The organism is Flavobacterium sp., from assembly GCF_035299005.1.
Lineage (GTDB): Bacteria > Bacteroidota > Bacteroidia > Flavobacteriales > Flavobacteriaceae > Flavobacterium.
The window spans coordinates 93,613-114,287 of sequence record NZ_DATGXL010000014.1 but is presented as its reverse complement, the minus strand read 5'-3'; the positions used below and the strand labels follow the sequence as shown (position 1 = coordinate 114,287).

Below are 20,675 nucleotides of genomic sequence, written 5' to 3'. Positions count from 1 at the left end.
TTCAGGTGGTTTTTTTGTTGATAACTTAAATTGGCATTCAATAACATAAAATGTATTTTTGTTATTATTCTAAATTTTCTTTAGCTTTTTATTTTTAGCTTAATTATCAGATAGATGTACTTAATTTTCGATACAGAAACCACAGGATTACCTCGCAGTTGGTCGGCGCCCATTACCGATACAGATAACTGGCCTCGTTGTATACAAATTGCATGGCAGTTGCATGACGAAATGGGAAATCTTATCGAGCACCAAGATTATCTGGTAAAGCCCGAAGGTTTTAATATTCCGTATGATGCAGAGCGGATTCATGGTATTTCTACTGAATTGGCAATGGAGCAAGGAATTCTGCTGTCTGAAGTTTTAGAGAAATTCAATATCGCGCTTTCTAAAACGAAATTTATCGTTGGACAAAATGTAGGATTCGATGTCAATATTATGGGATGTGAATTTCATCGTATGAATATTGGTTCTGATATGACGAAAATGCCGGTTTTAGATACCTGTACCGAAATCACAGCCAACTTATTGAAATTACCTGGTGGTCGAGGTGGTAAATTTAAATTGCCAACATTAACAGAACTTCATCAGTTTCTTTTTAATCAGCCATTTGCAGAAGCCCACAATGCGACTGCCGACGTGGAAGCAACAACTCGTTGTTTTTTAGAATTAATCAAAAGAGAAGTTTTTACTAAAGAAGAATTAGATGTAACGCCTGAATATTTTAGAAGTTTTCGAGAAAAAAATCTGGGCGAAATTCAATTAATCGGATTAAAACATATCAATCTAAAACAAGCCTCTGATGAAATTAGAGCGCGTTTGAAAAAAATCGAACAAGAGGAAGTTCAAACGACAATTTCAGAAGAAGTAAAATCTGATTTAAAAGACGCTGCTTTTGCACATTTGCACAATCACACACAGTTTTCGGTTTTGCAATCTACTATTGCTATTAATGATTTAGTAAGAGCCTCGGCAAAATTCAAAATGGCAGCGGTTGCTATGACCGATACAGGGAACATGATGGGAGCTTTCCATTTTGTAAGTGCTGTAATGAATCACAACAAAGCTGCTAAAACAAAAATTGAAGCTGCAATTGAAGCAGGAGAGGAACCCACAGAAATCGAAATCAAACCTATTGTTGGTTGTGAATTTAATATCTGTGATGATCATAAAGATAAGACCAAAAAAGACAATGGTTATCAAGTTGTTTTATTGGCAAAAAATAAAAAAGGCTATCACAATTTAGCTAAAATGTCTTCTATTGCTTACACCGATGGTTTCTATTACGTTCCTCGTATCGATAGGAAAGTAGTAGAGCAATATAAAGAAGATATTATTGTTTTATCTGGAAATTTATACGGTGAAATTCCAAGTAAAATTCTAAATGTCGGTGAGAGTCAAGCAGAAGAAGCTTTGATTTGGTGGAAAGAACAATTTGGTGCTGATTTCTACTTGGAATTAATGCGTCACAAGCAAGAAGATGAAAATCGTGTCAATCAGACATTAATTGCTTTTTCGAGAAAGCACAATGTGAAGTTGGTTGCTACCAATAATACCTATTACGTTAATAAAGAAGATGCCAACGCCCACGATATTTTATTGTGTGTGAAAGATGGTGAAAAACAAGCTACTCCAATTGGTCGCGGACGTGGTTATCGTTATGGGATGCCAAATCAGGAATATTATTTCAAATCGAGTGACGAAATGAAGCAACTTTTTGCGGATTTACCCGAAGCGATTATCAATATTCAGGAAATTATAGATAAAGTCGAAGCGTATTCATTATATCGTGATGTATTACTTCCAAAATTTAAAATTCCTGATGAATTTGAAGTCCCTGAAGATGCCGAAGACGGAGGTGTGCGAGGTGAGAATAATTATTTAAGACATTTAACTTACAAAGGAGCCGAAAAACGCTATCCAGAATTAACCGATGACATCAAAGAACGCTTGGATTTTGAATTGCTCACGATTTCAAATTCAGGTTATCCGGGTTATTTCTTAATTGTACAAGATTTCATTGCGGAAGCCCGAAAAATGGATGTTTCCGTTGGTCCAGGTCGTGGTTCAGCAGCGGGTTCTGCTGTGGCATATTGTTTAGGAATTACAAATATCGACCCCATTAAGTACGATTTGCTTTTTGAGCGTTTCCTAAATCCCGACCGTGTTTCCATGCCCGATATTGATATCGACTTTGATGATGAAGGTCGTGGTCGTGTAATGGATTATGTAATTAATAAATATGGTTCTAATCAAGTGGCGCAAATTATTACCTATGGTAAAATGGCTACGAAGTCTGCAATTCGAGATACGGCTCGTGTACTAGATTTACCACTTTTTGAAGCGGATAGAATTGCAAAATTAATTCCAGGTATGATGCCTTCCAAATGGAATTTAGCCCGATTTCTAGCCGAAGACGAAAGCGAAGTCAAAAAAGCATTGCGTTCGGAAGAATTTGATAAAGTCAAAGAATTAATTGGGATTGCCAACTCTGAAGATTTAGCAGGAGAAACCATTCAGCAAGCAAAAGTGCTAGAAGGCTCCATGCGAAATACCGGAATTCATGCTTGTGGGGTAATCATTACACCTGATGATATTACTAATTTCGTACCTGTAACAACAGCGAAAGATTCTGATTTATATGTAACGCAATTTGATAACTCAGTGGCTGAAAGCGCCGGTTTGTTGAAGATGGACTTTTTGGGATTAAAAACCCTAACCTTAATTAAAGACACGGTTAAATTGGTAAAATATCGTTTAGGAATCGACTTAGATCCTGATAATTTTCCAATTGATGACCAAAAAACATATGAGTTATTCCAAAGAGGTGAAACGGTTGGGGTTTTCCAATACGAATCACCTGGAATGCAGAAATACATGAAGGATTTAAAGCCAACTGTTTTTGCCGATTTAATTGCCATGAATGCATTATATCGTCCAGGGCCATTGGAATATATTCCTTCTTTCGTTCGTAGAAAAAACGGCGAAGAAGAAATCAAATACGATTTAGAAGCGTGTGAAGAATATTTAGCAGAAACCTACGGAATTACAGTTTATCAAGAGCAGGTAATGCTTTTGTCACAAAAATTAGCTGGATTTTCAAAAGGTGATGCCGACGTTTTGCGTAAAGCGATGGGTAAAAAGCAAATTGACGTTTTGAACAAAATGAAACCTCAATTTATCAATCAAGCTGCAGAAAAAGGGCATGACCCCATTATTTTAGAGAAAATTTGGAAAGACTGGGAAGCGTTTGCAAGTTATGCGTTCAATAAATCACATTCTACTTGTTATGCTTGGATTGCGTATCAAACCGCTTATTTAAAAGCACATTATCCTGCAGAATACATGGCTGCGGTACTTTCTAATAATATGAACGATATCAAGCAAGTTTCGTTCTTTATGGAAGAATGTAAACGCATGGGATTGGCTGTTTTGGGTCCAGATGTGAATGAATCGTACTATAAATTTACAGTAAACGAAAATTACGCTGTTCGTTTTGGAATGGGAGCGATTAAAGGTGTTGGAGCAGGAGCAGTACAAACTATTGTTGAAAATAGAAAAGACGGAAATTACAAATCTATTTTTGATTTAGCCAAACGAATTGATTTACGTGCTGCGAATAAAAAAGCATTCGAAAATTTAGCATTAGCAGGTGGTTTTGATGGTTTTATAGAAACACATCGAGCCCAATATTTTCATCATGATGGCGATGGAATTACATTTTTAGAAAAAGCAATTCGTTATGGATCAAAATTCCAAGAAAATGAAAATTCATCACAAGTAAGTTTGTTTGGTGATGCTTCGGAAGTTCAAATTGCAGAACCACAAGTGCCACCATGTGAAGAATGGAGCACTATGGAAAAATTAGCTAAAGAAAAAGAAGTTGTTGGAATTTATATTTCGGGTCATCCGTTAGATGATTACAAGTTTGAAATGAAATATTTTTGTACGGCTAAATTAGAATCGCTTAAAAATTTAGAACAACATTTAGGTAAAAATCTTTCTTTTGGTGGAATTGTAACCAATGTACAACATAGAACTGCCAAAAACGGAAAAGGTTGGGCAACCTTTGTATTAGAAGGTTATGAAGAGAGTTATGAATTCCGAATTTTTGATGAAGAGTATCTGAAATACCGTCATTTCTTGTTACAAAATCAGTTTGTGTTCTTTAAAATCAACGTAAAAGAAGGTTGGGTAAATCGCGAGACAGGCAAAAAATCAGATCCAAGAATTCAGTTTTTAGACGCCAAAATGTTAGCTGATGTGTTGCCAACTTTCGCAAAGAAATTGATTTTAATGTTTCCAATTAACGATGTTAAAGAACATGTGATAACAGAATTAAATCGAATATTTTTACAAAATAAAGGGGATAATTCAGTTACGTTTGAAGTAATGGAATTGGAGCGAATTAAAAAAGTTATAGAAGAGATTCCTACTGCTGCTCTGATTGATATAGAAGATGAAATTGTGAATGAGTCGGGTGAAGTAGCAGAAATGGAAATAGAAGTTCCGACAGAAAAAGAAGAAATCATAGTAAAAACTAAACTTTCTATGCCCAGCCGAAAATTAAAAGTAAAAATTTCGTCTGAATTACTTCAAGAACTTGAGCGCATGCAAGTAAATTTTAAATTGAATTAAAGTATAAGCTATTGTAATGTAGGTATAATCAAAACTAATTTTAAAATATACTTTCGTTTATAATTAATTCCTAAATTTGCATTCATAATAAGTATAAAACTAAATAGAAAAATATGGCATTAGCAATAACAGATGCTACTTTTGATGAGGTAGTGTTAAAATCAGACAAACCAGTAGTAGTAGATTTTTGGGCAGCTTGGTGTGGACCATGTAGAATGGTTGGACCTGTTATCGATGAAATTCACAGTGAGTATGAAGGAAAAGCAGTAGTAGGAAAAGTGGATGTAGATGCAAATCAAGAATTTGCTGCAAAATACGGTGTTAGAAATATTCCAACAGTATTAATTTTCCAAAACGGAGAAGTAGTAGGAAGACAAGTTGGTGTTGCTCCTAAGAAAACTTATACTGATGCAATTGACGCATTACTATAATTAATTAGAAAAGAAATATGATGAGAAAGGTTCAACGCAAGTTGAGCCTTTTTTTATTCACAACCACACATTCTTTGCCCAAAAGCTTTTACCTAAAATAAAAAATCTTTTCCTATCTTTGAGAATATGAATTTAGAATCTCAAATACAAAAAATTTCCAGTTTTGAGCATCTGGAACTATTGGCCAACCAAATTGTGGAAGGTTTTATTTCCGGCATGCACAAATCGCCTTTTCATGGATTTTCAGCAGAATTTGCCGAGCATAAAATCTATAATCCAGGCGAAAGCACTAAACATATCGATTGGAAGTTATTTGCAAAAACGGATAGATTATATACTAAACGCTACGAAGAAGAAACCAATTTGCGTTGCCATTTGATTATCGATAATTCGTCTTCGATGCATTATCCCAAATTGAAAGATAATCAGCTCTTTTATGAAAATAAAATAGGATTTTCGGTATTGGCTTCTGCGGTTTTAATGAATTTACTTAAAAAGCAACGCGATGCTGTTGGATTGAGTGTTTACTCAGATACTTACGAATATTATTCACCAGAAAAAGGAAGTGATCGTCATCATCGTATGATTTTAAATAAGCTAGAAGGTGTTTTGGAGAATAATAATCAAACAAAAAAAACAGATACAGTAACGTTCTTACATCAAATTGCGGAAAACATTCATCGTCGTTCTATGGTAATTTTGTTTACAGATATGTTTCAGAACGAAGACAGTGAGAAAATCTTCAAAGCGCTTCAGCATTTAAAACATAACAAACATAAAGTAGTGGTTTTTCATGTGTATGATAAAAAAACAGAATTAAATTTTAGTTTTGACAACACACCACGAAAATTTATCGACGTTGAAACCGGTGAAGAAGTCAATTTATTTGCTGAAAATACTCAAGAAATGTACCAAGAAAAGGTTCAGGAATATTTTAAATCTGTTGAAACAACTTGTATGCAGTACCAAATTAAGTATGTTCCGGTTTCTGTAGATGAAAAATTTGAAAAAATTATGACTACGTATTTGGTTGAAAAACAAAAGTTTGGCTAAATGCTTTAAAAAAAGTTTAATTTTTTTTAAAAAAATATTTGCAGGAATGAAAAAGCGTAGTATATTTGCACTCGCAATCAAGCACTGGTTTGGTAGTTCAGTTGGTTAGAATACATGCCTGTCACGCATGGGGTCGCGGGTTCGAGTCCCGTCCAGACCGCCAGTAAAGAGGAAGCCTTTCGTAAAAGAAAGGCTTTTTTGCCCTCTTAAAATATTTAAAATAGTTGTGTTGTTTAGGTACGAAAGTACCAAAAGGTTTAGTAGTTAGACCAATGGAAAGCTTTGCATTTATGCAGAGCTTTTTTGATTTATTTATTTAACATTAAAACCAAACGGCTCTATTTTGCCATACTAAAACTAAAAACAATCCAAAAAAAAGTAAACTCACCAATACTTTCATAAAGGTTCCTGCTAAAAACCCAATAAATGAACCGGTAGCTGCTTTGAATGCCCTTCCTTTTTCTTGAGAGTTATAAATAAGTTCTCCCACAAGTGCACCAATAAAGGGTCCAATTAAAAATCCGAACGGAATTGGAGTAAAAATCCCAACAACTAAACCTATATTTGTTCCCCAAATACCATACTTGCTTCCACCGAAATACTTAGTTCCTTTTGCAGGAATCACATAATCTAAAATACCAATTACAACAGCAATCAGTAAGGTAATTCCTAAGATCCAGTAATTTGTTGGAATTTCTTTGCATAAATATAGCATCAAAATCCCAACCCAACTAATAGGCGGTCCCGGTAAAGCAGGAAGTACGCTGCCAATAATTCCGATAATCATAAAAAGCAAACCTAGAATCAGTAAAAAGTATTCCATAAGATTTTAGTTATTGTCTAACAAATTTATAACTTTGTTTTCATACAATTTAAAATTAATTAATTATAACTATGAGATTTGCTTTTTTGTTTTTTATTTCAATTCTATTTTCAGTGCCTTCAATTGCTCAAGAGAAGAGAATGTCAACGCAGGAAAAATTGAAAGAATTAGCTAGAATTAAAAAAGAATTAGAAGAACAAAAAAAGAAAGAATGGGATGCTTATTTAGTTCGTGTTGAAGCAGATAAGTTAGCAAAAAAACAGAAAAAAGCCGCAGATTCTATTGAGAAATCAAAACTAACGGATAATGTTAAAAGAGATGTTGATGGTTTTGATAAATGTACCAATCAAGAATTACCTTATTACAAGATAAAAAACATAACAACTGGTCTTGAAGAAGAAATAGCATTTACAGATTATATAAAGAAACATATTATTAATAAATTTAGATATCCAGAATTTGCTGAGGAACATGATTTGCAAGGTAGGGTAACAGTTTATTTTCTAATTGACAAAGAAGGAAATCCACAAGTTAAAGAAGTTATAGGTCCAGAATATGGACTAATATTAGAAGAAGAAGCTATTCGGATTATTAAATCATTGCCAACAGCTATCCCTGCAAATTGTGATGGAAAGCCAATTAATATTTCGTTTGCTATACCCATAATGTTTCAGATGGAAGAATAATATGAAAAAAACAATTCAACTCCTTTTTTTATTTTTAACAATTCAATCTTGTCAGTATTTTGATAAAAAAGTACCAGATGAAAATGTGTTGTTACAACAAGAATTAAAAAAAATCAATTGGAATGAAGTGGATGAGTTTCCGTCTGTTTTACAGTGTGATACGATAAAAGATTCCGAAATAAAAAAACAATGTTTTTTTGATTATTTAGCGCAAACCATTCAAGAACGAATAGGAATTGATACTTTACAAATGTTATATCCTGAAATGGATACTATTGAAGTAAAAGTAACTATTAATCCTGATGCAAGCTTACAATTTGAACCGCAATTACCAAAAGATAGTGTGGCGTATGATAAAATAAAAATTGATAGTATTTTAACCGCTCGTTTGTCTGATTTTCCAAAAGTAGAGCCCGCAATTAAAAGAGGAATTAAAGTAAAAACTCAATTTGTGCTTCCCGTAATTATTAAAGTTGAAAAGTAGTTTATTTTCTAAAACTTCTTCCTTTCCAATCATATTTCCCAAACAACGAATACACCGCCACCGAAACACTAAAAAACGGATACAACAAACTACTCGCCAATACATATTGTAATTTCGACTCGAAAAAACTTGCCGTTTTGTAAATCAAAATAAAATCGACTAGGAATTTCAATGCCACAAAAAGCATAAAAATGTTTTGGTCTAAAAATCCAATTAACCAAAGTAAAAAGCTTACTATCCAAGCCAAATTTCCACCAAAAACTACAAGCGCTAACAGCTTTCCATAAATCGATGAATAACCGGTACTTTTTGAAGCCCAGCGAACCCGTTGCTGAAACAATTCAGACCATGTTGCAACAGGTTTTGTTGCTACAATACTTTCTTTAGCCAATAAAAATCCAACTTTCTTAGGAGCAAATGAAACGGCTTTTTGAAGCAGAAAAACATCGTCACCACTGGCAATAGTTTCATTCCCTTGAAAACCGTTTAATTCCTTGAAAAAATGTTTAGAATAGGCAAAATTAGCACCATTGCACATAAAAGGTTTCCCAATGCCAAAACTGCCAATAGTAGCGCCTAGTAAACTCAAAAAATCTAAATTCTGAAAAGCGGATAAGAAACCATTTTTTTGAATATAACAAACACCTGAAGCTACCATTTTAACTTCATTTTCCTGAATGTATTGGTCATAAATTGTCAACCAATCTTTCTGTACCAAACAATCGGCGTCGGTAGTAATAATCCAATTTTTTTTTGCTATTTGAATTGCAGTTTCTATTGCATCTTTCTTTGGTGAATTTGATTTACGAATATTTTTTACAGTTTGAATTCTAAATTCTAAATTCTGAATTCTAAATTCGTCCACAGAATTATCATCCACTAAAATCACTTCAACTAATTCCTTCGGATAATGCAACAATGAAATCGAATGCAATAAATTCGGAAGGTTTTCTTTTTCATTTCGAAACGGAATTACAATTGAAAAAGAGGTTTTTGGAGTGAATTCTGTTTTCGAAAAACGTCTCATTCGATTAAATCCATAAATCAGTTGCCCGATGAATAGGAGGTAAATAAGAAAAACGGTCCCAAGAATTAATTCCAACATACGAACTATCTATTTTGAAGTATTCAACTTAAATCGCATCACGTAATAACTCCCAATCACTACTGGTAAAACTACGTTTAAAAACCACATCAAGGTACTAATAAATATCACAATCCATTCGTTAACGTCTAATTTTACAAAGAAAAACATCGCCATACTTCCTTTTACAGCAAAATCCAAAAATTGGAAACTCGGTACGACTGATGATAAAAAATAAACGATAGAAATTGTTGATATTAAAGTTAAATAGGGTAGGTCAACATCAAATACTAAAAATAAAACATAATATTGATGAGAAAAAATTACATATCTACAAAAAGCCAAAACAAAATTCTTACGATGAATATATTTTGGAATTTCATTAAGACGATGTATTAAATCCTGAAAAGTATAGTTCTTGATTTTTATCTCTCTTGAGAAATATAGAAATAATGTTAAAATTACTACCAATAAAATAGATCCTGATGCCAAAAAATAATATTTCAGATAGATTAAGCCAATTATTCCAAAGATAACAGTTGAAAAACTTTGAATTCCATTGCAAACTAAATTTAAAAAAATAATTTTTTTAGTTTGTTTTTTTGGAAAATATAAAGCTTTTCCAGCGTACTCTCCAATTCCAACTGGAGTAAATACACCTAATGTTAAAGCACCTAAAACTTGTTTACTTGCTTCACCAACAGAAATCGGTTTGATAAAATCTACTAAATTCTGCCATTTTAAAATTTCGAAATACCGATTGGCAACACTAAACAATAAAATAAAAATGATGGTCAAAACTGAAGTTTTTTCTAAAACTAAAGTTTGGAATTTACTCCATTCTAATTTTGAATTTCCAGCAATTTGGTCATAAATAAAATAAAACGCACCAATTACAATCAAAAGTTTGATGGTAAAAACAAGGAATTGCTTAGCTTTGTGAGGAATTGTAATCATTGGTACAAAGAAACGAAAACTTTGAACTTGAAACTTGAAACTTGAAACAAAATTTTGGCAAACGAACGCATCATATTAGGAATTGACCCAGGAACGACGATTATGGGTTTTGGATTAATTAAAGTAGTCAACAAGAAAATGGAATTTCTGCAGTTGAACGAACTTATTTTGTCCAAATACGACAACCATTATCAAAAATTAAGAGTCATTTTTGAGCGAACTATCGAACTAATCGACACGCACAATCCAGATGAAATTGCCATTGAAGCGCCTTTCTTTGGAAAAAATGTACAATCAATGCTAAAACTAGGAAGAGCACAAGGAGTTGCTATGGCAGCCGGACTTTCAAGAGATATTCCGATTACAGAATATGAACCAAAAAAAATAAAAATGGCTATTACTGGAAATGGAAATGCCAGTAAGGAACAAGTAGCCAAAATGCTTCAACAATTATTAGGATTAAAGGAGCTTCCTAAAAATCTAGATTCCACCGATGGTTTAGCAGCAGCTGTTTGTCATTTTTTCAATTCGGGAAGAGTTGAAGTGGGAAAAAATTATACTGGATGGGATGCTTTTGTAAAACAGAATGAAGATAGAATAAAAAAATAGTTTTCAGTCGCAGTTTGCAGTCTCAGTACTGCAAACTGCGACTGCGACTGAATACTAATAAAATGTCAGGCATCTACATCCACATACCATTCTGCAAGCAGGCGTGTCACTATTGCGATTTTCATTTTTCTACTTCGTTGAAGAAGAAGGATGAGATGGTTTTGGCATTGGCTAAAGAAATTGAAATGCGTAAAAGTGAGTTTCAAGAGGAGATTGTTGAAACGATTTATTTTGGTGGTGGTACTCCAAGCATTTTAGAAATGTCTGATTTAAAATTTTTGATTGATGCAGTATATCGAAATTTCAAAGTGGTTGAAAATCCAGAAATTACGGTAGAAGCCAATCCAGATGATTTAACGGAGAATCGAATAATTGAACTCTCAAAAAATAAAGTTAACCGATTATCTATCGGAATTCAATCGTTTTTTGAAGACGATTTAAAGATGATGAATCGCGCGCACAATGTGGAAGAAGCCAAGAAATGTTTGGAAATTGCCACACAATATTTCGATAATATTTCTATCGATTTGATTTACGGAATTCCTGACTCGAGCCAAAATGGCGAACAGGCGAAGCAAATGAGTAATGAAAAATGGTTACAAAACATTGAAACCGCTTTGTCTTTTGGTGTGCCGCATATTTCGAGTTATGCTTTAACAGTTGAAGCTAAAACGGCTTTGCATTCGTTTATACAAAAAGGAATTATTCCACAACCTGATGATGAAGTAGCTCAAGAACATTTTCATATTTTGGTAGACAAACTATCTGAAAACGGTTTCATTCATTACGAATTATCGAATTTTGGTAAAGAAAATTATTTTTCTAAAAACAATTCGAGTTATTGGTTGGGAAAAAAATACATCGGAATTGGTCCGTCAGCACACAGTTATGATGGAAAAAATAGAGGCTGGAATGTATCAAATAATTCACTTTATATCAAATCAATACAAGAAAATAAATTACCAATTGAAATCGAAACATTAACCAAAACCGACCGATACAACGAATATGTTATGACTGGCTTGAGAACCATTTGGGGTATTTCATTAGAAAGAATCGAACAAGAATTTGGAAAAACCTATTTGGACTATCTGAACCAACAAGCAGCAAAATTTATAGAAGATCATTTGTTGTTTGTAGATGATAATATTTTACGAGCTACAAAAAAAGGAAAGTTTTTGAGTGATGGGATTGCGAGTGATTTGTTTTTATTAAATTTGGAGTAAAAGTAACTCAGTAAATCTGCTTTAGAATATCTGTTAAATCGCATTCTATTATGATAGCAATCATCAACAATGAATATAAAACCGACTTATCTAAACCATTAGATATTTCCATTCCATTAACCAATAACGAGCAAAACCCGATTGCGTGGTATCAAAACACCCCTGAAATTGCACCAGTAACAATGGGCGATTGGATTGGGAAAGTTTCGGAGGGGAAATCATCAACCAATTTTAATAATATTTTCTTCAATCCACATGCGCATGGAACGCACACCGAATGTTTAGGACATATTACACGTGATTTTTACTCGATAAATCAATGTTTAAAGCAATTTTTCTTTACAGCTGAATTAATTTCGGTGGAACCAAAAGCGGTTGGCGAAGATTTAGTCATTACGAAAGAACAGATTGAGATTGCATTGGGAGAAAATTTCCAAGAATCCATCATCATCAGAACATTACCTAATCCTGAAACTAAAAAACATCTGAATTATTCCAATACGAATCCACCTTATTTAGAAGAAGCGGCTGCGATTTTTATTAGAGAAAAAGGTATTCAGCATTTATTAATCGATTTGCCTAGTGTGGATAGAGAGCACGATGAAGGAAAATTGTTAGCGCACAAAGCATTTTGGAATGTAAAAGATGTCAATGATGTCAGCGAAGATGCACGATTTGATTGTACGATTACGGAAATGATTTATGTAAATGAAGATATAAAAGATGGAAGTTATATTTTAAACTTACAATTTGCTTCGTTTGAAAATGATGCAAGTCCAAGTAAGCCAATATTATATAAAATTGAGTAAAAATGATTTCAGCAGTAATTTCAAAATTACCTTTTATTAATAAGGATGAAACAATTAATTTCTATAACACCATTGGATTTCAATTAGATGCCGATTATGGTCAGTATCTAATTTTTAGTTTAGAACAAGCAGAGCTTCATTTTTTTTCTCATAGCAATCTAAATCCAAAGCAATCTGATTTCATGATTTATTTAAGAGTTAATGTTGAAATCGAAAAGCTATATAATAAATTAATTGAAAGCGGTATTTCAATTCATCCAAATGGTAAACTAGAAAAGAAACCATGGAATCAAATAGAATTTTCTATTATTGATCCGAATGGAACGCTTTTAACTTTTGGTCAATTTGTTTAATTACAATAAAAATGAACATTCAGCAACTTTACGAATTCTGTCAATCTAAAAAAGGTGTCACCGAACATTTTCCATTTGATGAAGATACGTTGGTTTTTAAAGTAGGCGGAAAAATGTTTTGCCTAACTTCGTTATCCGAATGGGAAAAAGGAACACCGTCGTTAAATTTAAAATGTGATCCAGAACGCGCTTTGGAACTTCGAGCGGAATATGAAGCCATAGAGTCTGGTTATCATATGAGTAAAGTGCATTGGAACACGATTCATTTTCATTGTGATGTTTCCGATAAAATGATGTGTGAATTGATTAATCATTCTTATGAACTTGTTTTCAAAAGTTTAACGAAAAAAGTGCAGCAAGAAATCCAAGAAATAGAAAATTAGGCATTACTTTTGTGCTAATAAATGAAAATTTCAAAGTAACTATCATGATAGACAACTTAAAAAAAATATTAAACGAAGATCAAGATCCAAAAGCAATCGAAAAGATCACAGCTAAATTGGAGAATCTTTTAATGTCGAATGAAGAAGTAGGATATATTGCGGTTCAGAAAAAACCAGCGGTAACTATTTTTCCAGATAGCATTGTGGTAACTAACAAGCGTATTATTTTATGTAAGCCTAAAAATTTAGGTTTATCAATGGAATTCATTGATTATGATTGGGATGATATAGCAGGTTCGTTTGTAAAAGAAGGTATTTTAGGTGCTGATTTTACGTTTACAACTAATTCAGATTTAACACATACTGTTGATTATTTGCCAAAAAATCAAGCGCGAAAATTATATACCTACGCAAAAGAGCAATTGGATTTATTGAAAAATCCAAAAGTAGCTACTCCAGTTGTAGAAGAAGTTAAGGCAGAAGCTCCAATTGAAACTCCAGTTCAAGAGGAAGTTGTTGAGGAAATTCAAGCAGAAGAAGTGACTCATTTTGCAGAATTGATGCCAACACCAAACGACATTATTCGCGACACAGAAGTAGAAGCACCTATTTCAGAAGAAAAAGGGTTGGCGCATTTATCACAAGACGAATTGTTTGCCAAACTTCAGAATTATAAAAAACTTTTGGATAATGGATTAATTTTGCAAGGAGAATACGACCGCTTGAAAGCAGAGATATTAAAGTTTTTGTAAGAATAACTCTTAAAAATCACAGCCCAACTTTATTAAAAGTTGGGCTTTTTTTGTAACCTATGTTACACATATTCAAATAATTACAAAATAATTACAAGGAATAATTTTAATAATAATCTTCATAAAGTGTTTATAATTAACACTTTCGTGAAAAGAATACATAATTTTGGTGTTAGAGGTAAAATCAACAATGATTAATGTCATAAATATTATTTTTTGATGAATTTAATTTTGATTAGAATTTTTAAAAATCTATATCATGAAAAATGTTTTTTTTACTTTAGGTTTGTTGTTTACATCAAGTTTTTTTTATGCTCAAACAGGACACATCATGCAAGGAATTGGGGCAACAAATATGTCCATGGGAGGAGCAGCAACAGCTCAGCCATTAGAAATATCTGGGGCGTTACAATGGAATCCAGCTGCAATAGCAGTATTTGATAGTAAAATAATTAAGTTTGATTTAGGACTTTTTTATTCTTCTCCAGAATTATATTCAACGGTACCTGAATTTGATTCATCTGGAAATCCAACGGGGAATTTTTATAGCGGAAATACTAAAGATGACAGAGGTGTTTCTCCAATGCCAGCTTTAGCAATGGTTTGGGGTAAAGAAAATTGTAAACACACTTTTGGGGCTTCAGTATTTGGTATAAGCGGATTTGGGGTTACATTTCCAGAAAGCTCGACAAATCCCATTAATATGCCACAAAGCATGGGTGGATTTGGTAGAATAGAATCAGATTATATGTTATTGCAATTTGGTTTTACATGGGCCTATGAATTTTCTGATAAATTTTCAATTGGGGTAGCACCTACATTTAATTATGCAAGTTTAGAATTAATGCCAAATCCTACTGCGAATCCAACTATGGCTGGTTATCCATCAACAAATAAAGCATCTGCGACTGGATTTGGAGGTCAATTTGGATTGTTTTATGATTCAGGAAAAGGTTTGAAAGCTGGTGCATCATACAAAACGCAACAATTCTTCAGTGCATTTAATTTTGAAAATACTTACTTGGACAATTCAACAGGGACAAATGAATTTAAAATGAATTATCCAGCAATTATTTCTTTTGGATTGGGATACTCAAAAAATAAATTTGATTTGGCATTAGATTACAGAATTGTTGATTATGAAAACACAGATGGATTTTCTAAAACTGGATGGACACCTACAGCATCTGTTGCTGGATTCGGTTGGAAAAATGTTTCAATTGTGTCTGCTGGAATTCAATATAAAGGATTTGAAAAATTGCCTTTAAGATTTGGGTACACATATAGTTCTAATCCAATTGATAGCAAAGTAACGATGTTTAATATCCCAGCAACTGCTATTATTGAGAATGCTTTTCAGTTTGGATTTAGCTATAAAGCCACTAATGATTTAGTTTTTGATGCAGTTTATCACCACGGAATGAGTAATGGCAAAATATCTGGTCAATTATTAAACCCAATGTTTGTTTCAAGTTCAAACCCTTATGGGGCAATTCCAGGAAGTGAAGTTTCATATGAAATGAAAACAGATTTAATTATGATTGGCATATCATATACTTTAAATGTTAAATCAAAAATAAATAATTGACATTCAATAGTTTAAATATTTTTATATGTAACTTTTGTAACAGATGTTTTTAAATCAATGTAGTAACTTTACTATGTAAATATTAAAAAATTATGACAACAACAGTAGTTATAGGAGGGAGTTTTGCAGGGATGACTGCAGCCCTTGAAATTAAAAGAAAAGGTAAAGACAAACATAAAGTAATCTTGATAGATAAATCACCGTTATTTTTATTTATTCCGTCATTAATTTGGGTGCCTTTTAGAAGAAGAGATATTAAAGATATTTCTTTTAGAAAAGATACTATTTTAGCTAAGAAAGGAGTAGATTTTGTTAATGCTGAGGCACTAAATGTTGATGTAAAAAATCAAGTTGTAACTACAGATAAGGGTGATTATAAATATGATCATCTTGTTGTGGCTACTGGTCCAAAAGTAAAATATGATATTGCTCCTGGTGTTGCTGAACACACACATTATATTGGAACTCCAAATGGAGCAATGAAAGCTAGAACAGCATTAGAAGAGTTTAAGAAAAACCCTGGACCAATTGTAATTGGAGCCACTCAAAATGCAGGTTGTATGGGCGCTGCTTATGAATTTTTATTCAATGTTGAAAAATGGCTTCGAGAACAAAATATTCGTAAAAAAGTAGATTTATATTGGATAACTCCAGAAGATTATTTAGGACATTTTGGTATTGATGGAATGCCAATGGGAGAAAGTATGCTAAAATCTTTTATGAAAATGTTTAATATTCATTATAGAACGCAAGTGGGTGTTAAAGAAGTAACTGAAGACAAAATCATTTTAACAAGTGATGAAGAGTTGCCATTCAAATTTTCTATGTTGATGCCACCTTTTATTGGGGTTGATTTTGTAACAAATTCATCAGATTTGCACGCAACACCAACTGGCTATATTCCAGTTAAAGATAGTTACCAACATGTTGATTACCCAAATGTATGGGCTGCCGGAATTGCAGTAAATGTTCCGCTACCATTTACACCAAGTAAAGTTCCTTTTGCCTCTCCAAAAACAGGTTATCCAAGTGATGAAACAGGTAAAATTGTAGCAGAAAATATTATTAGAGTAACAGAAGGAAAATCCAAATTAAAAGAAAAAGCTTGGGGAAAAATAATGGGATTGTGTATTATGGACTGTGGTAAAAAAGAAGTAATTATTTTTTCTGACCATTTATTTAAACCAAGAAATTTTGCAGTAATGATTCCAAATGTGATTTATGATATTAATAAAGTAATTTTAGAAAAATATTTTCTTTGGAAAACTAAAAATGGGTATTCTTATTTACCATAATTTAATAAAAAACCCGATAAGTACTTATCGGGTTTTTTATTTATATTGATTTCTTTTGTTTTTCTACAAATCCATCGGCTTGGAGTTTTAATAATTCCAATGCGCTTTTCTTTTTGTAGTTATAAAGTTCTCTATCTTCTTTGATGTCGGCATATACTTTATCATAAATTTCTGCATCAGTTTTCTTTTGTAATTCGCTTTGGTATCGGTTTTGAGCCAACATATTTTTGATGCCCATTTCGTTGTCTTCTTGTTTGAAATCGTATTCGCTTTTTGGCGATAATAATTTAGCAATAATTGGCGAAGTTTCAATCGCTAAAAACAATAACATAATAAAAAATGAAGGTAAGAAAGGCAATTTGTTCAAGGCGTTAATTCGAGCCATTAAACCGTCGAAACCTTCAATAATAGGTTGGGTTTCGGTGACTTTTTTATCTAAATCTGCTTCAATATTTTTGTTTTTGGTTTCTAAATCGGTTATTTTGGCTTGATTTGTAGTTTTTAAAGTTGCTAAATCTTGTAAAGCTACATCGTGTTTTTCACGTTTTTCTTTATAAACAGGACCTTTGCCTAACTTTTTGGTTCCAGCAGTTCCTTCTGCTTCAGTGATATAAACCGAATATAAATCGTTAACTTCTTTCTCTTTTTTAAGAATGTCCGATTTTAAACTATCAATCTGGGCTTTATTTTTATCTAAATCCGATTGAAAATAATTGGCTACTTGTTTTTTGTTAGCCAACATCATTTCATTTTTTTCTTTCAGTAAAACCGTATTGATTTCTTTTTCGAAAATTTTAATTTCCAAAGGTTTTGAAATTACGATAGCAATAATAATCGCCAATGCAATTCGCGGAGTTGCCTGAATAAATTCGTCTAAAAAGCTATCTCTTTTTTTAATGGTAGAAACAATAAATCTATCCAAATTAAAAATAAGCAAACCCCAAACCAAACCGAATGCAACTGCAATAAATGCATTGTCAAAAACGGTGAAAAGCGCATAAGCACTAGCAATAAAAGCCATAACGGAGGTGAAGAAAACGGTAGCTCCAATTCCTGCATATTTGTTTTGCTCGCCATTGGAACAGCCATTAATTATGTCGGAATCTACACCCGAACATAACATAAAAAAACGTTTTAACATGATGATTGATTTTGATTGATGATGATTAGTACAAATTTAACGCCAAAAGTTTCAGCTTAGTGTTAATTTGTTGAAAAATAGTTTGAAAAAGAAAAATCCGCTGGTTTAGAGCGGATTTTTGACTAATCTTGTTATTTTACTTTGATAGATATTGGAAGTGTGTACAGAACACGAACTGGTTTACCTTCTTTTGTTCCTGGATTCCATTTTGGAGAACCTGTTAATACCCGAATCGCTTCTTCTCCTGTTCCATAACCAATATCTTTTAAAACGTTTATTTCATTTAATGATCCATCTTTTTCAACGACAAAACTAACAATTATATTTCCATCAATTTTTGCCTCAGTTGGTACTATAAAGTTTTTAGCAACATATTTGTAAAAAGCTTGCATTCCACCAATATAAGTTGGTTTTTCTGTTACTTCTGTTAAGTTTTTTATATCAGATGTAATTATTTCATTTACTTTCTCATTTTTTTTAGGTTCTACATCTGGGCAATAACTTGGTTCAGGTTTTTTAGTTTTTTTCTTTTTTTTAGCAGAATCATTTATATACAAATTATAACCATCTTTTCTTTGTGTGAACCAAACTAATGTGTCAGCCTTTATGTTTTTTGCTATAACATTTTTCATTGCGGTTTTATATGAAACCAAACTTATTTTAATTGTATCTCCCGAGAAATGAGTATGACTATTTTTTAAATTTTCGTCAAAATATTTTTTTGTATAAAGCGAATATTGGTATTCGTGAGGAAAACGTTTTGAACGTGCATTTTCATGAACAAAACTATAAGTGTAATAACTAAAATCGGTTCGTTTATATTTCTTGATTTCTTCTTTTGTTTTTACTTTTCCATTAATCCAAACCGCCATATTCTTAGTTTTCATTTTTTCAAATAATGGTTCTGGAATTTCTTTTTCAATCATTATTTCTGGAACAAAATCAAGATATTTTCTTCGGTCTTCTAATGAAAGGTTTTCATACATTGTCACTTCTTTTCTGTTGTTTTTCTCATCAATAAGATTTACATAAACACCGCTGTAATAACGATCTCTAATTTTGTCTTTATCTGATATTTTTTCTATTTTATCAGTTGATATAGGTTTGATAATTTGATTAGTATTCTTTTCTTGCGCTACAATTTCAATACAGAAAAAATATACTAATCCAATAAGAATTGGAACTATTGCTATTTTTTTTAAAACGGCAATTTTTCGCGATGTGCTTTTAGTCATCATAATTAATCGTTTTTTGGTTACTAAATAATTCAAATTACTGGCCAAGTAAATCGTTTGGGTTCCAATGCCCTTTTGCAAAAGTAAATTTTGATAAAATGGAACGTTATTATAGGTTTTCACAATTTCTTCATCTGCAAGAAATTCATGATTGAGTTGTATTGCTTTTTTATAGAAAATAAAAAGTGGATTGAACCAAAAAATCACTTTCAAAAATTCAATGAATAAGATGTCTAAAGTGTGTTTTTGATTAACATGAACTAATTCATGTGTGTACAATTCGTCTTCAATATTTTGATTGTTATAATCTTCGAAATTGATATAGATAAAGTTTAAAAAAGTGTAAGGAATATTTTTTTCATCAATTAAAACCAGATAGACATTTTTGTATTTTACTTTCGGTTTTGAGATTGCTTTTGAGATTAATTTCCAGATATTTCTAACAAAGCGAATGATTAATATTGAGCTTATTAAGCTATATAAACTCCATAAAATGATAGGAATGTAATCTTTTTTTTCTTGAATTACTATTTTATTTGAGGATGAAAATGTATCGATAATTAGCGATTCAGTATTTTGAACAGCTGGGATAATTTCAATTATTTCAAATGTTATAAATGGAATTACCAATGAAATAACAATCGAACCCAAAAGATAAAATCGATTAAACCGATGCATTTTTTCACGTTCTAATACTAAATGATAGAAGCTAAGAAAAACCGTTAAACAGATAGTGTATTTGATTAAAAAATCGATCATTTTTTCTTTTTTTGGAGTTCAACATCAATGATTTTTCTTAATTCTTGTAATTCTTTTTCTGTCAAATTTGTTGAAGTTGTAAAGAATGATGCAAATTGAGAAGCCGAATCATTAAAGAAGTTTTTAATTAATCCGTTAACGTGTTTTGAAAAATAATCTGTTTTTTTAACTAACGGAAAATATTCTCTCGTATTGCCAATTTCGTTATAAGCTACAAATTTTTTATCTGTCATTCTTTTTAAAAGTGTAGCTATAGTTGTTGGTGCAGGTTTTGGTTCTGAATAAGCTTCTAATAAATCTTTCATGAAAGCTTTTTTTAACTTCCATAAATGTTCCATTAATTGCTCTTCTGTGTTTGATAATTGCATC

General features: G+C 32.1%; 19 protein-coding genes and 1 tRNA gene. 14 read left to right on the top strand and 6 right to left on the bottom strand.

Features of this window, described 5'->3' with window-relative positions; all coding sequences use genetic code 11:
- Positions 1-114: 114 nt before the first annotated feature.
- The 4 genes from dnaE (at position 115) to VK164_RS09325 (ending at position 6,285) form a co-directional block, all read left to right on the top strand.
- Positions 115-4,638, top strand: a complete 4,524-nt coding sequence (gene dnaE / locus VK164_RS09340; RefSeq protein WP_324209083.1) for a DNA polymerase III subunit alpha — start codon at positions 115-117, stop codon at positions 4,636-4,638.
- A gap of 113 nt (positions 4,639-4,751) precedes the next feature.
- Positions 4,752-5,069 (top strand): thioredoxin, encoded by a 318-nt coding sequence (gene trxA, locus VK164_RS09335; RefSeq protein WP_133608539.1) that lies wholly within the window; start codon positions 4,752-4,754, stop codon positions 5,067-5,069.
- A gap of 126 nt (positions 5,070-5,195) precedes the next feature.
- Positions 5,196-6,122, top strand: a complete 927-nt coding sequence (locus VK164_RS09330; protein WP_324209082.1) for a DUF58 domain-containing protein — start codon at positions 5,196-5,198, stop codon at positions 6,120-6,122.
- An 86-nt stretch (positions 6,123-6,208) separates the two neighbouring features.
- A tRNA-Asp gene (locus VK164_RS09325) sits at positions 6,209-6,285 on the top strand.
- A 159-nt stretch (positions 6,286-6,444) separates the two neighbouring features.
- Here VK164_RS09325 and VK164_RS09320 read toward each other — a convergent pair.
- On the bottom strand, positions 6,445-6,945 hold the full coding sequence (locus VK164_RS09320; RefSeq protein ID WP_324209081.1) for a DUF456 domain-containing protein: 501 nt from the start codon (positions 6,943-6,945) through the stop codon (positions 6,445-6,447).
- Positions 6,946-7,016: 71 nt separating this feature from the next.
- Between VK164_RS09320 and VK164_RS09315 the strand changes: the two genes are divergently transcribed.
- The gene (locus VK164_RS09315; protein ID WP_324209080.1) at positions 7,017-7,631 is read left to right on the top strand and encodes an energy transducer TonB; all 615 of its coding nucleotides are present in this window, start codon (positions 7,017-7,019) and stop codon (positions 7,629-7,631) included.
- Position 7,632: 1 nt separating this feature from the next.
- Positions 7,633-8,115, top strand: a complete 483-nt coding sequence (locus tag VK164_RS09310) for a hypothetical protein (protein WP_324209079.1) — start codon at positions 7,633-7,635, stop codon at positions 8,113-8,115.
- A 1-nt stretch (position 8,116) separates the two neighbouring features.
- Here VK164_RS09310 and VK164_RS09305 read toward each other — a convergent pair whose 3' ends face one another.
- Both VK164_RS09305 and VK164_RS09300 read right to left on the bottom strand, forming a co-directional pair.
- Positions 8,117-9,142, bottom strand: coding sequence for a glycosyltransferase family 2 protein (locus VK164_RS09305; RefSeq protein WP_324209078.1), 1,026 nt, complete (start codon positions 9,140-9,142; stop codon positions 8,117-8,119).
- 87 nt (positions 9,143-9,229) lie between these two features.
- Positions 9,230-10,156 carry a hypothetical protein gene (locus tag VK164_RS09300; RefSeq protein ID WP_324209077.1) on the bottom strand — a complete coding sequence of 309 codons (927 nt, stop codon included), beginning with the start codon at positions 10,154-10,156 and terminating at the stop codon, positions 9,230-9,232.
- A 54-nt stretch (positions 10,157-10,210) separates the two neighbouring features.
- On the opposite strand from VK164_RS09300, the gene ruvC reads away from it, so the two are divergent.
- The 8 genes from ruvC (at position 10,211) to VK164_RS09260 (ending at position 17,171) form a co-directional block, all read left to right on the top strand.
- Entirely contained in the window at positions 10,211-10,765 is a 555-nt protein-coding gene (gene ruvC / locus VK164_RS09295) for a crossover junction endodeoxyribonuclease RuvC (RefSeq protein WP_324209076.1), read from the top strand.
- A gap of 62 nt (positions 10,766-10,827) precedes the next feature.
- Positions 10,828-11,991: a radical SAM family heme chaperone HemW gene (gene hemW, locus VK164_RS09290; RefSeq protein WP_324209075.1), complete on the top strand. Its 1,164-nt coding sequence runs from the start codon at positions 10,828-10,830 to the stop codon at positions 11,989-11,991.
- A gap of 50 nt (positions 11,992-12,041) precedes the next feature.
- On the top strand, positions 12,042-12,800 hold the full coding sequence (locus VK164_RS09285; RefSeq protein ID WP_324209074.1) for a cyclase family protein: 759 nt from the start codon (positions 12,042-12,044) through the stop codon (positions 12,798-12,800).
- 2 nt (positions 12,801-12,802) lie between these two features.
- Positions 12,803-13,153: a VOC family protein gene (locus VK164_RS09280; protein ID WP_324209073.1), complete on the top strand. Its 351-nt coding sequence runs from the start codon at positions 12,803-12,805 to the stop codon at positions 13,151-13,153.
- Between the two features lie 11 nt (positions 13,154-13,164).
- Positions 13,165-13,536 carry an MmcQ/YjbR family DNA-binding protein gene (locus VK164_RS09275; protein WP_324209072.1) on the top strand — a complete coding sequence of 124 codons (372 nt, stop codon included), beginning with the start codon at positions 13,165-13,167 and terminating at the stop codon, positions 13,534-13,536.
- A 44-nt stretch (positions 13,537-13,580) separates the two neighbouring features.
- On the top strand, positions 13,581-14,288 hold the full coding sequence (locus VK164_RS09270) for a PH domain-containing protein (protein ID WP_324209071.1): 708 nt from the start codon (positions 13,581-13,583) through the stop codon (positions 14,286-14,288).
- A 259-nt stretch (positions 14,289-14,547) separates the two neighbouring features.
- Positions 14,548-15,876 (top strand): OmpP1/FadL family transporter, encoded by a 1,329-nt coding sequence (locus VK164_RS09265; protein WP_324209070.1) that lies wholly within the window; start codon positions 14,548-14,550, stop codon positions 15,874-15,876.
- A 92-nt stretch (positions 15,877-15,968) separates the two neighbouring features.
- A complete protein-coding gene (locus VK164_RS09260) occupies positions 15,969-17,171 on the top strand; it encodes an NAD(P)/FAD-dependent oxidoreductase (protein WP_324209069.1) in 1,203 nt (400 codons plus the stop codon).
- Between the two features lie 40 nt (positions 17,172-17,211).
- Here the strand turns inward: VK164_RS09260 and VK164_RS09255 are convergent, their stop codons facing one another.
- From VK164_RS09255 to VK164_RS09245, 3 genes are all read right to left on the bottom strand, one after another.
- Positions 17,212-18,312, bottom strand: coding sequence for a DUF4407 domain-containing protein (locus tag VK164_RS09255; protein WP_324209068.1), 1,101 nt, complete (start codon positions 18,310-18,312; stop codon positions 17,212-17,214).
- A 131-nt stretch (positions 18,313-18,443) separates the two neighbouring features.
- The gene (locus tag VK164_RS09250) at positions 18,444-20,306 is read right to left on the bottom strand and encodes a M56 family metallopeptidase (RefSeq protein ID WP_324209067.1); all 1,863 of its coding nucleotides are present in this window, start codon (positions 20,304-20,306) and stop codon (positions 18,444-18,446) included.
- Positions 20,303-20,674 (bottom strand): BlaI/MecI/CopY family transcriptional regulator, encoded by a 372-nt coding sequence (locus tag VK164_RS09245; protein ID WP_324209486.1) that lies wholly within the window; start codon positions 20,672-20,674, stop codon positions 20,303-20,305. The genes VK164_RS09250 and VK164_RS09245 overlap by 4 nt, the downstream gene beginning before the upstream one ends.
- Between the last annotated feature and the right edge of the window lies 1 nt (position 20,675).

Bases quoted from the DNA above. Each gene is read 5' to 3' on its own strand.
- dnaE (WP_324209083.1), top strand. From the start codon at position 115: ATGTACTTAATTTTCGATACAGAAACCACAGGATTACCTCGCAGTTGG.
- trxA (WP_133608539.1), top strand. From the start codon at position 4,752: ATGGCATTAGCAATAACAGATGCTACTTTTGATGAGGTAGTGTTAAAA.
- VK164_RS09330 (WP_324209082.1), top strand. From the start codon at position 5,196: ATGAATTTAGAATCTCAAATACAAAAAATTTCCAGTTTTGAGCATCTG.
- VK164_RS09320 (WP_324209081.1), bottom strand. From the start codon at position 6,945: ATGGAATACTTTTTACTGATTCTAGGTTTGCTTTTTATGATTATCGGA.
- VK164_RS09315 (WP_324209080.1), top strand. From the start codon at position 7,017: ATGAGATTTGCTTTTTTGTTTTTTATTTCAATTCTATTTTCAGTGCCT.
- VK164_RS09310 (WP_324209079.1), top strand. From the start codon at position 7,633: ATGAAAAAAACAATTCAACTCCTTTTTTTATTTTTAACAATTCAATCT.
- VK164_RS09305 (WP_324209078.1), bottom strand. From the start codon at position 9,142: ATGAGACGTTTTTCGAAAACAGAATTCACTCCAAAAACCTCTTTTTCA.
- VK164_RS09300 (WP_324209077.1), bottom strand. From the start codon at position 10,156: ATGATTACAATTCCTCACAAAGCTAAGCAATTCCTTGTTTTTACCATC.
- hemW (WP_324209075.1), top strand. From the start codon at position 10,828: ATGTCAGGCATCTACATCCACATACCATTCTGCAAGCAGGCGTGTCAC.
- VK164_RS09285 (WP_324209074.1), top strand. From the start codon at position 12,042: ATGATAGCAATCATCAACAATGAATATAAAACCGACTTATCTAAACCA.
- VK164_RS09280 (WP_324209073.1), top strand. From the start codon at position 12,803: ATGATTTCAGCAGTAATTTCAAAATTACCTTTTATTAATAAGGATGAA.
- VK164_RS09275 (WP_324209072.1), top strand. From the start codon at position 13,165: ATGAACATTCAGCAACTTTACGAATTCTGTCAATCTAAAAAAGGTGTC.
- VK164_RS09270 (WP_324209071.1), top strand. From the start codon at position 13,581: ATGATAGACAACTTAAAAAAAATATTAAACGAAGATCAAGATCCAAAA.
- VK164_RS09265 (WP_324209070.1), top strand. From the start codon at position 14,548: ATGAAAAATGTTTTTTTTACTTTAGGTTTGTTGTTTACATCAAGTTTT.
- VK164_RS09260 (WP_324209069.1), top strand. From the start codon at position 15,969: ATGACAACAACAGTAGTTATAGGAGGGAGTTTTGCAGGGATGACTGCA.
- VK164_RS09255 (WP_324209068.1), bottom strand. From the start codon at position 18,312: ATGTTAAAACGTTTTTTTATGTTATGTTCGGGTGTAGATTCCGACATA.
- VK164_RS09250 (WP_324209067.1), bottom strand. From the start codon at position 20,306: ATGATCGATTTTTTAATCAAATACACTATCTGTTTAACGGTTTTTCTT.
- VK164_RS09245 (WP_324209486.1), bottom strand. From the start codon at position 20,674: ATGCAATTATCAAACACAGAAGAGCAATTAATGGAACATTTATGGAAG.